A 13,877-nucleotide genomic window follows, 5' to 3' on the forward strand; every position below is an offset into this window, starting at 1 on the left:
AAGGGGTGAAGAATATATGAGTTTAAAAGAGAGTCAGGAAAAAGAAACAAATCTTAAGGGTACTTTAATTTCCGTATCAATACTTGGATTTGTACTAATTGCTTCATGGGTTGGAGTCTTTATTTTATTTCTTTCAAGGTAAATTGATTAAAAATGAAAATTAAGGGGGAAAGAAAAACATGCATTTGCACAAATATGAAAAATGGTGGTTAACTTTTGGCATTGCATCCTTAATAGTCTTCTTGATTATTTTAGGATTTGGAGCATTTTATTTAGGAACACACCCTCAGAGTCATGGAATCACTATTGATCCAGAAAATATTGAGGCAGAAGAGGCTTTTAAACCTGAGAATTTAGGCCTAACGAAAGTAGATGAAGGAAAGTATGTTTTAAATGTTGTTGCCTCAGCGTTTAATTATGACCTGGGAACAGATGAAGATGGTAATCCAGTAAAACACATTCAGATTCCAAAAGGATCTACTGTTCTTATTCAAGCGACTACTCCAGATGTTGTACATGGGTTTAACATAGCTGGAACCAATGCAAATATGATGGTTGAACCAGGTTATATAAGCAGCATGGAAATAGAAATGAAGCAGCCAGGAGAATACACACTTTTATGTAATGAATACTGTGGAGTAGGACATCATATGATGTTTGCCACTGTGGAGGTGACTGATTAATGGCTGTAGAAAAATTAGTTAATTATGAAACGAATTCTAGGCTACCATTAACCCTTTCAAAATCAGAAAAACGACTTTATATGTCTTTTATATCATTTGCGTTTATTGCACTATTTATCGGTGGGCTAATGGGGCTTTTACAAGTATTAGTGCGTTCAGGTCATTTTACATTACCAGCAGGTATTGACTATTATCAAGTGTTAACTGTTCATGGTGTTATTTTAGGTTTGGTTCTAACCACTTATTTCATTGTCGGATTCCAATATGCGCTAATGGGCAAAACAGTTGGGATTTCCGATACACAGCGCAGAGTAGCTTGGTTAGGATTTTGGATTATGACTATTGGCACAGTAATGGCTGCAATTACTGTATTATACGGTAAAGCTAGTGTACTTTATACTTTTTATGCACCATTAAAGGCTCATCCTGCCTTCTATATCGGGTTAGCTTTAGTTATTGTAGGTAGTTGGATTGCGTGTTTCGTGAATTGGAGACAATTATACATTTGGAAAAAGAAACATCCAAATGAAAAATCACCATTATTAGCGTTCATGGTTGTCATTAATATGGCCATGTGGTTTATTGCAACACTCGGTGTAGCTGGCTCGGTACTTTTCCAGTTTATCCCTTGGTCATTAGGGTATGCCGCTACCATTGATGTTCTGCTAAGCCGTACATTATTCTGGTACTTCGGACATCCACTTGTTTATTTCTGGTTACTACCAGCATATATGGCTTGGTATGCCATTATTCCAAAAATAATTGGAGGAAAGATATTCAGTGACTCTTTAGCAAGATTATCTTTTGTCCTATTCCTATTTTTCTCTATTCCAGTAGGACTTCATCACCAGTTGACTGAACCTGGTTTGGATACGACCTGGAAATTTATTCAAGTAGTCTTAACTTTCATGGTTGTTATTCCAAGCTTAATGACTGCATTTTCTATGTTTGCTACATTTGAAATTACCGGTCGTAAAAAAGGATATGGTGGATTATTTGGTTGGTTAAAACACTTACCTTGGAAAGATGTTCGCTTCTTAGCACCATTTATAGGTATGTTAGCATTCATTCCAGGCGGCGCTGGTGGTCTCATTAATGCTTCTTACCAATTAAATACGGTTGTTCACAACACTATTTGGGTTACTGGACACTTCCATTTAACCGTGGCAACTACTGTAGTTCTTACATTTTTCGGTATTACTTATTGGCTGGTACCACACTTAACCGGACGAAAATTAACAAAATCAATGAATCGTTTAGGCATTATACAAACCATTTTCTGGACATTAGGTATGACTATTATGTCAGGTGCGATGCATATCCAAGGACTATTTGGAGGTCCTAGACGTTCAGCATACTCCGAATACAATGGTACAGAGCAAGTTGCTGAATGGGGAGCATATCAAATGGCTCAAGCAATTGGTGGCTCTATTCTCTTCATTGCTATTATCATCATGCTGTATATCTTCATAAAATTAGCATTCTTTGCTCCTAAAGGGGAAGAGGAATTTCCAATTGCAGAAGAAGAAATCGATGCAGAGCCAACACCTATGTGGTTGGAACGTTGGAAATTGTGGATTGCCATAACCATTGCCTTGATATTATTTGCATATACAATTCCGATTGCAGATGTTATCCAAAACGCACCTCCGGGATCAGCACCATTTGCATGGCCAATTGGTAATAATTAATTCTTAATAAAGAAGCTGGGAGATAAATAAAGAGTTAAATTCAAAAGACGACCAACGTTTCCAGAGCAAGTTTGAGCTCACAGAAGGTCCATTAACTCTCTTTTTCCCGGCCTCTTTATTTATTTATTATTCCTCTCAAAGCCTTTTCTTCTGCCGGTATTCGAATTCTCATTAATAATAAATGGAATATCGGAAAAATAATCGATGTCAGGTAAGCTCCGAATAGCAAAGGTATTAAAAATAATTCGATACCAACGATGATATAGTTTGGATGTTTAATATATCTATACGGTCCTCTTTTTACTAGCGCAACATTAGGAAGTACAATAATTTTTGTATTCCAGAATTTACCTAATGATTGAATGCACCATACCCTAACTAATTGGGTAAGGAGAAATAGAGAAAACAAGTAATTATTCATCTCAATTGTTCTGAGATCACGCAGGAATACCTCGAATAGAATAGAGATGAAAAATAATCCATGGATAATAACAAACCATTTGTAATGTTCAGAAGCTAGTTCTATGCCCCCTCGTTCTCTCATCCATTGTTCATTTCTTCTAGCAATTTTTAACTCAATTAAACGTTGTATAATAATGAAGATAAACAATAACCATAAAAATGCCTGCATCATTCATTCCACTCCAATAACAGTAATTCTGAGCTAAATCCAGGGCCTAATGCAGACAGAATACTCTTTTCCTTGCTGTCTACTCCCTCAGACATCCATCTATTTAAAACATATAATACTGTCGCAGAAGACATATTCCCATGATCCGATAATACGTTATAAGAATGAACCAGTTTATCCGACGAACATTGTAATACCTCTTCCATCGCTAAGAGAACTTTTTTTCCACCAGGATGTGCAACATAGGAATGGATGTCGCTTTTGTTGTAATTTACATGTGATAAAAATGATTGAATATGTTCTTTCCAAAATGAAAGAACTAATGAGGGAATACTTTTAGCAAATATGACTTCTAAGCCACGATTTGTGACATCCCAGCCCATTACGGAAGTACTATTTGATTGAAGCCACGAGCTACTTGAAGAAATTTTTGGTACCGTTGTTTTTCTATATTTGAGATATGGAGAATCTTCGCCCACCACTAATGCAGCGCTTACACCATCACCAAAAAGAGCAGTCCCCACAATATTACTTTTCTTTACATCACCTTTTTGAAAGGTTAGGCTGCAAAGCTCACAGCAAACAACTAGTGCAACCTTCTCTGGATGAGCAGTAGTCCAGTCGTATGCACTGGACAAACCAACTGCTCCCCCAGCACAACCCAACCCCCACAAAGGCATACGTTTCACGTCCCTACGAAATGGACGTTCGTTAAGAAGATAAACATCCATTGACGGTGCGGCAATTCCAGAACTGGAAACATAAATAATCATATCGATAGCTTCATATGGAATAGAATCAACCAGAAAATCAGGATTATATAAACAATGATCAATGGCTTTCAACGAATATTCCTTAGCATACAATTGGTAAAGGTTATTTTTTTCTTCAAAAGAATGTTCTTCTTCAAACCACGACTTCTCAACTACGAATTGTCTATTTTTTACTTCCGCATGATCAAAAACCGGCAGCAATCTGTCCACTTGTCTTGTTGAGTAGCTAAATATGTTTTTTACAAACTGCTTAATTTCCTGTTGATTCATATTATATTTAGGTGTACTAATACCTGTGGAACAGATATAAGTCATTGGATATTGTCACCCTTCTAAGATGTGAGATTTTCCCCGATTACAATGAATAGATATCTGTATATTTTTTTGTAAGATATCGAATTAAGTGTTCAGCATTTAATTTTTCTTTGGTCACGTCTTCAACTAATTCCAGTGGCTTTTTCATTTTTCCATATTGATGGATATTCTTCGTAAGCCATTCTTTAATTGGTTTAAAATTCCCAGAAGATAGTAGTTTGTCTATATCCAATTCTTGGGACATGGTCTGATGAAATTGAGCAGCATACATATATCCCAATGCATAGGATGGAAAATAGCCAAAGTCTCCACCAGACCAATGTATATCCTGCAGAACACCTTCACGGTCTGTTGATGGCTCTATACCTAAGTAATCCACCATTTTCTCATTCCATAATCCTGGTAGATCCTTTACCGCAAAATCCCCGTTGATTAACCCCTTCTCTAATTCGTAGCGAATCATTATATGTAATGGGTACGTTAACTCATCAGCCTCAATACGAATGAATGATGGTTTCACTTCATTAATCGCACGGTAAAAGTCCTCCAGTACAACATGCTGAAAGTGATTCGGAGCATAGGATTTGAATAAATCATAATTATTCTGCCAAAAACCTTTACTTCTACTAATTATGTTTTCCCAAAAAAGGGATTGTGATTCATGAATTCCCATAGAAGTTCCTGTAGCAAGTGGAGTCCTAGCCAGACTGGCGTTTATATTCTGCTCGTATAAAGCATGTCCGCCTTCGTGTATCGTTCCAAATACAGCCATTCTAAAGTCTTCTTCATCATATCTCGTGGTAATACGTACATCATTTCTATTTAACGTAATTTCGAAAGGATGAATGGTTTCATCTAATCTGCCAGATTCAAAATCATAGCCTATTTGCTTCAATATTTCTATCGTAAAAGCCTCTTGATTTTCTTTAGGAAAATGACCTTTAAGAATACTAGGATCTGGTTTATCCATGCTTCCTTCTATTTTTCCCAATAAATCTGTTATCGAGTCTCTAAGTTTCGGAAAGATGCCATCTAAAATCTCTGTTGTTATTCCTGGCTCAAAATGATGCAATAAAGCATCGTAGATATTTTTTTCGTAACCCCAGTAATTAGCAAATTTCTTATTATACTCTACCAGTTGTTCTAAATAGGGCTGAAATAAAGTGAAATCGGCCTTTTTTCGTGCTTCCTGCCAAACGGATTCCGATTTCGATTGCAGTTTTACATATTCTTTATACTCATTGGTTGGTATTTTACTGCTTTTATGGTAAGTTTCTTCACATTCTTCTATTGATTTTCTTACTATTTCATTGTCTGCATCTCTCAACGCATCGATGAAATTTTTCATCTTCTCAGATGTTTCGAGTTGATGTACCTTCTCTGCTAGGAAACCAATCACTTCAGATCTTTGATCGACCCCTTTTTTGGGGATCTTTGTACGCATATCCCAATACGTAAGCATCATGACTTCTCGATAGGCATCCATTTCATGTAGATAATCCTGAAAATCTTCCTCCACTCTGCTAGTCTTCCCCATGCTACTTATTCCCCCCTCACTTTTTCGCCAAAATACTGATAATAATTCGTTTGGATAAATCCATTAAATAATTTACGTTTCTTTGTTGCTTTTTGTCCATATTCTTTTTCAAAGTCTTCGTAGGCAGTTAAAATGTAAACACTCCATGATGGATGTTTTTTCATCAAGCTTCCAAGATCCTGATACAATGTGGCAACAGACTCTTGATCACTTAATCGTTGTCCATATGGTGGATTCCCAATGATATAACCATTTTCCGACTTAATGGATAAATCTTTAACTTGCATTTGCTTCCAAGATACAAGATCTCCCAATCCTGCTTCAATGGCGTTTTGTTCTGCAATCTGAATCATTTTATGATCAATATCTGAACCAACAATGGATAATTCTTGATCATAATTTGCTTTATCTTCTGCCTCTTCAAAAGCTTTATCCCAATGTTTGCTCTTTATAAATGACCAGTCCTCTGAAACGAAGTCTCGGTTGAAACCAGGTGCAATATTTTGACCAATTAATGCGGCTTCAATGGCTATGGTACCTGAACCGCAAAAAGGGTCAATGAGAGGAAAATCAGGCTTCCAATTGGTCAACAGTACTAATGCTGCAGCCATGGTTTCTTTTAATGGTGCTTCCCCTTGGCCTACTCGATAACCGCGCTTATGAAGCCCTGTTCCTGATGTATCGATGGTTAGTGTTGCTTTATCTTTTAATAAGGAGACTTCAATCTTATATTGTGCTCCTGTTTCTGGCATTTTGTACACAACACCATGCTTTAATTTTAGTTTTTCGGCTATGGATTTTTTTACGATTTTTTGACAATCCGGTACACTATGTAATTCTGATTTAACAGACTTCCCTGTGACTGGAAATTGACCATCCTCAGGAATATATCGTTCCCATGGTAGTTTCTTCGTAGATTCAAAAAGCTCATCAAATGTCTTTGCTTCAAATTCCCCTACGAGAATTTTCACTCTATCTGCTGTTCTTAGCCATAAATTACATCTCGGTATCGCTGAAATTGGTGCATCAAATATAACTTTTCCATTTTCCACACTGACTTCGTAACCAAGTTCTTTTACTTCATTTGCAACAACGGATTCTAAACCCATTGCAGCGGTTGCTATTAATGTCACATTTTGCATTTTTGGCCCTCATTTCCAATTTTTTTCATTAATATAGTTTACCACAGTTAAAAACAAAAAAAACCTTTTCTATAGCGTTTGCTATAAAAAAGGTTTTTACTTATTATTCATCATTAGTGACCAATTAAATACTCGATAAGCCATGTTCTGTTCCATTGTACTGCAAACGGTGGTCATTCCTCGTACGCCGGTTGTAATCATCTATCTACAAGTCAAAAGACTTGTCCCTCTTTCGGTTGAATTCCCTACTAAAGGATGCCCCTACCATTATTTGGGTTGCTCACTCGTGGGGTTTACCTCGTTCCACCTAAAATGTTTCCATTCTAGCTACGTCACTGTGGCACTTTCAAGGATGTAGTTCCATATCATAGATGACTTAGGAACGTATCCTGCCGTTAGCCCTAAAAGCTACCTTGACTTATGATTTCGTCAAGCACGAACACTACAAACATCTCAGTTTGTGTGAGCATGGACTTTCCTCTGCATGAAAAATTCATGCAGCGATTACCTGAGTATTTAACTTTAACTCTGTAAACATCATAACATGACCATGTTTCTTACACAATGGTATTTTATGGAAGAAGAACTTTACCCCTCAGAATCAGCAAACTTTTTACCGAAAACAGCTTTTTCTAAGTTTGAAAGTCGTTTCAAAATATCATAATTTACTTGTGCTGGCTGCTGGGGAGATCTTAACCTCGTTTGCTCTGTAGAAGTTTTCTTCAGTTTGTCTATCTCTTGTTGAAGACGAGCAATTTCTTGTCCGAATGCATCATAGTCTTGAATGATAATATCTAAAAATTCATCTACTTCTTCCTGATTATATCCGCGCATACCGGTTTTAAATTCTTTTTCAAGTATTTCCTTTCCATTAAGACGTATTCCTTTTACACTCATCTAATAATCACCTCATAATTTTATACGCTATAATCTTTCTTTATTTTCAATTCAAACATATTTAAAATAGTTATATGTAAATCCTATTATACCACAAACTTATCCATCAATAAGGATTAGAAGGAATTTTCTTCCTGAAATGATGTCAAATAAGACTGGTTTCTATCATTGCACATCTTTAGGGGACAGTTATTCTCATCTCTTGGAGAATGACTGCCCCCTTTCAATTAAACCATTTTTTACTTTTCCATATCTTCATTATTAAAAGAAAATGGAAGTAAATCATCCATACTAAATGTTTTCGTATCACGATTTAGATTGGTTAAATGGATACTCATATCCTTACTAAAAAATTCACTCATCACTTGCCGGCATGCTCCACACGGTGGGACGGGTCTGTTCGTATCCGCAGCAACTGCCATTTCAACAAATTCAGTCTCACCTTCTGACAAAGCTTTAAATATCGTTACCCTTTCAGCGCAGCAACCAACTGAGTAAGCAGCGTTTTCAATATTACAACCTGTATACACTTTGCCTGATTTCGTTTTTAATGCAGCACCAACAGGGAATTTTGAATATGGAACATAAGCATTGCTTCTGATTTTAATGGCTTTCTCTACTAAATCCTCAGTACTCATTATATCCCCCCTCTAGAATTCGTTATTTACTTGAGATTTTTATTGGGAATTAGCTTATTTCAATTCATCCACTAGCTGTTCAAAAATATACAGTATAGACTTATAATATTCCATATATCTTCTTCTTCGCAAATCTTTATAATAGCTATGCATTAGAACGAGTTCCATGTTTTCTCTCGTAGAGTTAATTTGTTGTGGGTGAATGTTCACTTTTCTTTCTTTAACTACTCGCAAGGCCTCTTCTTCCCATTTTTCCAACGACTCAAAGATAGGCGTTGTTTTTTCTTTCACTCGCGCAAAGAATGCTTTATCTCTTATATTTTCCGGTGCTTCGCTATTTTCAAAATGATCTTTTAACTCATGAAGATGATTTATTAGATATTCTGTTCGCATAATTAATTCCATAGTAATTCCGCCTTTATTCTATCCATTACAGTATGTTTTGTATATACTGTAACATATTTTATGTTTCAGCGGTTATTTTCTAAGGTTATTTAAAGTATCTCGAACATTATTTATTTCGTATTGTTGATTATTATAACGAAGTGCTATCTCATTTTCAGTCTTCATGATTAATTTCTGATCCATGATACGAATTTGATCGGAAATCTCATGTAAGGATGCTTCGAATTGCTTTTTATTGACTCCATCTAAATAAGCCTCCATTTTTTTCATTGCAACTGACATATCCTCACCTCTTATTATTGTTATTAAACACTAGTTCGCTAAATACAGTTCAACTCCTCTGTGTTCGACAAAACTAGAAGAAAATGTACAAAAGAAGTTAAAATCCTAATCTTTTTCGCGTAATTAGACACAATAAGGGTAAAGGAGGTCTGAAAATGGATAAAAGCAAAGAAATTCAGAAGAAAGAAAGACAGCAGCAAAAATCTAAAGGGGCTATTAAAGGTGACAAGAAATTAAATGGACCAAACCGTCCTTCCACTTAATAAAAAAATAATACGGTAAAAGAAAAGGATTTGTTTATAACAAATCCTTTTCTTTGGTTAAGATAACCATTTAACAGTATTAGATAATCCTACTATTGACCATATTATTAATAATTCGTATTTTTATTTAGTCTCATTTATACGCAATTTCTATCAACTCCAACATCGTTTAAAGAAAAATCTTACGAAAAGAGCCTTGATTTAAGTGAAGTATATTTTTTTAGAATGTGTCTTTTTAAATAAAAAGAAGTTCCAAAATGGCTGATTTTATCTTTTGTATTATTTTGAAACCATTTCGATTTCACACCCCTATATTTATACCAGTCATTACGAATTTTATCTTTGTGGGTCACAACTGGATATACGAACCGCAACATTGGGCTCTTTGGTAAGGACATCCTTAAAAATTGTTCATAATCAAAGCGTGAACCAGTATGCTCAACTGTTTGCAAAAAACAGAGAATGTGTGGATGTATCTTGTTATTAAACAAGATATTGGCTATTCTTTTTCCAGTTTCAATACGCTTTGACAGGTTTGTGAATTGAAATACAGTAACCCCATATAACCTTGCAGATCTAGTAGGAAGTATGACAGCACTCATGAATAAGTAATTCTGCATTAAATATGGTAATTTATGAAAGATTTGTTTTTTAAAATAGGATTGTTTAATGACCGGATGATGTATAACATTTTGTTCATTTATAATCAGCGCTACCATCAATCTGTCTTCATCGTATGTTTCCCAAAAATGATTCCATTCTTTAATCATAAAGGACGATACATGAAAATAAGAAAGTAATGAAAACAATGGTTTTCTTTTTTGTTTTGAAAGCTGATATATTAATAATTGAGGAAATGCATCAGAGAAGATCAACCAATTGGCTCTTTCATAGGTCATGAATAATTCCATCCTCTCCTTTTCACCTAATACTGTTTGAAAAGAAGGAATGAAAAGATCTGTCATATTCCAACCAGCATTCCTGGAAACGACACTTGCTAATAAAGCCCATTTAATTTCTGGATGTCTGAAATAAAACTTCTGGTATGCCTTTGTTCTAGAAATATTGTCCATATTTTTTGATTTTGTTACCTTTGATATATAATAAAGATAGGATTGTACATTACTCATTTGAAAACTCTCTTTTCTTTTAGGAACTAGCCTTTCTTCTAGACATTAGTTAACAGGAAAAGTTAGTTTAGAGTTACCATTTGAACAATTTTCTGGTATGATACTGTAGATTAGGGGGAATAGGATGAATTATCCAAATGGACAGAAGAAACCTGTTAACCAGAGTCATCCAAAAGCAAAACATTCTACTAACATCTTTAGTAATCGTGGAATGTCTTTGGAAGATGATATTAATGTTACAAACCAATATTATTTAGACATGAATAAAGCCGTTATTCATAAAAAACCAACTCCTGTACAAATAGTAAAAGTTAATTATCCAAGACGTAGTGCAGCAGTAATCACGGAGGCCTATTTTAAACAAGCGTCTACTACTGATTATAATGGATTATATCGTGGAAAATATGTAGATTTTGAGGCAAAAGAAACGAAAAACAAGACGACTTTTCCCTTAGCAAATATTCATGACCACCAAATTCAGCACATGGAGTCGATTATCCATCATGGAGGTATTAGTTTTATAATTATTCGATTTACTTTATTTGAAGAGACTTACCTCATGCCAGCAGAGAAACTTTTTCATTTTTGGAGCGACAAATTAAATGGTGGGAAAAAATCAATCCCTTATGAAAAAATTAAACAATCATGTTATTTGATTCCATTCCATTATCAAACGCGAGTAGATTATTTAACGATTGTTGATAGGCTTTATTTTTAGAGAGACGGAGGTAAAGAGATATGGCAGATAATGGCCAAACTCGAACAGCAAGAAGAAAACAAAAAAAATCAGCTAAAAAGCCAATATGGAAGAAACTTTTTTTAACTGCATTAATACTTATTTTAATTGTAGGTATCGGAGTAGGTACACTTGTTACATATTGGGTAGCTACTGCCCCGGAAATAGATGAAACAATGCTCAAAGATCCCTATTCTTCTGTCCTATTAGACAAAGATGGTGAAAGATTTGCGGAACTTGGAGCTAACCGAAAAAAAGTTAATTTTGAAGATTTACCAGACGTGTTAATAGATGCAGTTACAGCTACTGAAGATGTTCGATTTTTTGATCACCCTGGAATAGATTTAAGACGTATTGGTGGTGCTGTTGTTGCAAATATTGTAGATGGTTTTGGATCTCAAGGTGCTAGTACCATTACACAACAGGTAGTTGAGAAGTCATTTTTGACACCAGATAAAGAATTAAAATTAAAAGTACAGGAACAGTGGTTAGCACTTAAGTTAGAACGAAAGTACACGAAAGAAGAAATTCTGGAAATGTATTTAAATAAAATATTTTATGGCGCTAATTCTCATGGTGTTGTACAAGCAGCAGAAACCTATTTTGGCAAAGAACTAAAAGACTTAACTTTACCCGAAGCGGCAATTTTAGCCGGACTGCCACAGCGTCCAACCGCTTATAATCCATTTGAAAATCCAGATTTGACAAAAAAGAGAATGGATACCGTATTATCTTTAATGGTACGACATGGAAAAATTTCAGAAGATGAGGCGAATGAAGCAAGAGAAGTAGATATCTCTTCCCTACTTGTTGAATCACAACCCGATTCTGCGCCTTATGGAGCGTTTATACAACAAGTTGAACAAGAAGTTAAACAAAAATTGGACGGGATAGATATTAATACAGATGGGTTAGTAATTCATACAACCTTAGACACCCATGCACAGGAATATGTAGAATTTTTATTAACAGATAGTGAAGAAAATCCAATTTCGTATCCGAATGAACAAATGCCTGATTTGCAGTCTGCAATGGCTGTACTTGATACAAAGACAGGTGCTATTCAAGCTATTGGAGGAAGAAAAAATCCGCAAAATTATGGAGAGTATAATTATGCTATTCAAGGTGGTAGCCAAATTGGATCAACAGCTAAACCAATTATGGCGTATGGGCCTGCAATAGAATATAACAAAATCTCCACTTATCATCAGTTAAATGATGATAAACCTTACGAAACTGCAGGCTCAAATCCAATCAGAAACTGGAATCGTAGTTATGCTGGATGGGTTACAGCAAGATATGCTCTAGAACAATCACTTAACGTTCCAACCGTTAAATTGTTTGAAGAAGTCGGGGCAGGAAATGCCCAAACCTTTGCTGAAAGTTTAGGAATTCGTTTTGCTGATGATCAAATTAATATCCGTGATGCCATTGGTGGAACAGCGACAAACGTTACACCTCTACAATTAGCAGGTGCATACCGTGCATTTGGTAACGAAGGAATTTATAACGAACCATATGCTGTTACGAAAGTAGAGTTTCCAGATGGTGAAGTTGTAGATTTAACACCTGAGTCAGAAGCAGTAATGTCCGACTATACTGCATATATGGTAACAGATATGCTGAAAAGCGTTGTAACTAGTGGTACTGGTACTGGAGCAAATGTATCTGGTCTCGATGTAGCTGGAAAAACGGGAACCACGAATCTACAAGATGAACCAGGTTCTCCAGATGCATGGTTTGCAGGTTATACAACGAATTTTACAATTGCTGCCTGGACAGGTGGTTATGTTAAGGAAGAAGATGATTCACTTAAAAGAGCAGCTCTTCCTGATACAAAAATTTCACAGCGATTGTTTAAACATGCTATGACAAAAATATCAGAAGGATTAGATACGCCTAACTTTACGAAACCTGAATCTGTTGTGGAAGCAAAAGTGGAAAAAGGATCTAATCCAGCTGCCAAACCTAGTGAGTATACACCTTCTTCAGAAATTGTAACGGAATTGTTCGTAAAAGGTACAGAGCCAACTAATGTTTCTGAGAAGTATGATCAATTAGATCCAGTTTCTAATCTAACTGCTACTTTCAATGAGGAATCTGAGTCTATCGAAGTGAGCTGGGACTATGATTCAGATGATGATGTAAGTTTCGTGTTAAGCTCTGCTCGAGATGGTGGCGACATGAAAGAATTGTCTTCTACACAGGATACTACATTTGAAATTACAGAAGTAGAACCAGGGGATTATGAAATACAAATTGTTGTTGTGAGTAATGAAGATGATTCCAATAGTAGTGAGCCAACAACTGCTACTGTAACCGTCCCAGAGTTAGAAGAAGAATCTGAAGGTAATATAAACCCTGTTGAGGGATTAAATGCGGAATATATCGCTAATGAGGGATACATTGATGTAACATGGAATTATAATGGCCCACCGGCTTTATTTAGAGTTACCGTTGATGGAGAACAACACCCCAACTTAGTAGAAGCAAATGGGATTGAAATAGGTAATGTTACACCAGGTCAAACATACGCTATTAGTGTTACACCTATTGGACAAAATGGAGCTAATAGTGGCATAGAAGGAGAAACGAGAAGTATTAATTATACAATCCCTGCAGACAATGATGAGCCAGTATCTGAACAGGAGGATGAGGATACGGAAAATACAGAAGAGGAAGCCGATAATAACGGGGAAAATGAAGGAAATCAAGAAAATGAAGATGAAAATGAAGACGGTGAAGAACAGTAAG

The 13,877-nt window shown here is 35.7% G+C and carries 14 protein-coding genes and 1 other RNA gene; 5 read left to right on the top strand and 10 right to left on the bottom strand.

Going from position 1 to position 13,877, the window contains the following annotated elements; all coding sequences use genetic code 11:
* The first annotated feature begins 16 nt into the window (after positions 1–16).
* The 3 genes from D8M06_RS02115 to D8M06_RS02125 all read left to right on the top strand — a co-directional run bounded on the left by D8M06_RS02115 (position 17) and on the right by D8M06_RS02125 (position 2,374).
* Positions 17–142 (top strand): cytochrome c oxidase subunit 2A, encoded by a 126-nt coding sequence (locus D8M06_RS02115; protein WP_121202700.1) that lies wholly within the window; start codon positions 17–19, stop codon positions 140–142.
* A 37-nt stretch (positions 143–179) separates the two neighbouring features.
* Positions 180–683, top strand: coding sequence for a cytochrome c oxidase subunit II (locus tag D8M06_RS02120; protein ID WP_121202701.1), 504 nt, complete (start codon positions 180–182; stop codon positions 681–683).
* Between the two features lie 80 nt (positions 684–763).
* Entirely contained in the window at positions 764–2,374 is a 1,611-nt protein-coding gene (locus tag D8M06_RS02125) for a b(o/a)3-type cytochrome-c oxidase subunit 1 (protein WP_421904167.1), read from the top strand.
* A 115-nt stretch (positions 2,375–2,489) separates the two neighbouring features.
* Here D8M06_RS02125 and D8M06_RS02130 read toward each other — a convergent pair whose 3' ends face one another.
* From D8M06_RS02130 to D8M06_RS02175, 10 genes are all read right to left on the bottom strand, one after another.
* Positions 2,490–3,005: an isoprenylcysteine carboxyl methyltransferase family protein gene (locus D8M06_RS02130; protein ID WP_121203079.1), complete on the bottom strand. Its 516-nt coding sequence runs from the start codon at positions 3,003–3,005 to the stop codon at positions 2,490–2,492.
* Positions 3,005–4,093, bottom strand: a complete 1,089-nt coding sequence (locus D8M06_RS02135; RefSeq protein WP_121202703.1) for a type III polyketide synthase — start codon at positions 4,091–4,093, stop codon at positions 3,005–3,007. The genes D8M06_RS02130 and D8M06_RS02135 overlap by 1 nt, the downstream gene beginning before the upstream one ends.
* 40 nt (positions 4,094–4,133) lie before the next feature.
* A complete protein-coding gene (locus tag D8M06_RS02140) occupies positions 4,134–5,630 on the bottom strand; it encodes a carboxypeptidase M32 (RefSeq protein WP_121202704.1) in 1,497 nt (498 codons plus the stop codon).
* 5 nt (positions 5,631–5,635) lie between these two features.
* Positions 5,636–6,772, bottom strand: a complete 1,137-nt coding sequence (locus tag D8M06_RS02145) for a THUMP domain-containing class I SAM-dependent RNA methyltransferase (RefSeq protein WP_121202705.1) — start codon at positions 6,770–6,772, stop codon at positions 5,636–5,638.
* A 131-nt stretch (positions 6,773–6,903) separates the two neighbouring features.
* An RNA gene (gene rnpB, locus D8M06_RS02150) (RNase P RNA component class B) lies at positions 6,904–7,288 on the bottom strand.
* Between the two features lie 72 nt (positions 7,289–7,360).
* Complete coding sequence (gene gpsB / locus D8M06_RS02155; protein ID WP_121202706.1) at positions 7,361–7,669, bottom strand: cell division regulator GpsB; 309 nt, start codon at positions 7,667–7,669, stop codon at positions 7,361–7,363.
* 239 nt (positions 7,670–7,908) lie between these two features.
* Positions 7,909–8,307, bottom strand: a complete 399-nt coding sequence (locus D8M06_RS02160; RefSeq protein ID WP_121202707.1) for a cytidine deaminase — start codon at positions 8,305–8,307, stop codon at positions 7,909–7,911.
* A 54-nt stretch (positions 8,308–8,361) separates the two neighbouring features.
* Entirely contained in the window at positions 8,362–8,712 is a 351-nt protein-coding gene (locus D8M06_RS02165; protein ID WP_121202708.1) for a DUF1798 family protein, read from the bottom strand.
* Between the two features lie 72 nt (positions 8,713–8,784).
* Entirely contained in the window at positions 8,785–8,994 is a 210-nt protein-coding gene (locus tag D8M06_RS02170; RefSeq protein ID WP_121202709.1) for a hypothetical protein, read from the bottom strand.
* A 445-nt stretch (positions 8,995–9,439) separates the two neighbouring features.
* Complete coding sequence (locus D8M06_RS02175) at positions 9,440–10,387, bottom strand: DUF2515 family protein (protein WP_121202710.1); 948 nt, start codon at positions 10,385–10,387, stop codon at positions 9,440–9,442.
* A gap of 124 nt (positions 10,388–10,511) precedes the next feature.
* Between D8M06_RS02175 and recU the strand changes: the two genes are divergently transcribed.
* Entirely contained in the window at positions 10,512–11,105 is a 594-nt protein-coding gene (gene recU / locus D8M06_RS02180; protein ID WP_121202711.1) for a Holliday junction resolvase RecU, read from the top strand.
* Positions 11,106–11,125: 20 nt separating this feature from the next.
* Entirely contained in the window at positions 11,126–13,876 is a 2,751-nt protein-coding gene (locus D8M06_RS02185; protein ID WP_121202712.1) for a penicillin-binding protein 1A, read from the top strand.
* Position 13,877: the final 1 nt, after the last annotated feature.

Origin of the sequence: Oceanobacillus halophilus, from assembly GCF_003628505.1 — a bacterium.
GTDB classification, from domain to species: Bacteria; Bacillota; Bacilli; order Bacillales; family Amphibacillaceae; genus Oceanobacillus; species Oceanobacillus halophilus.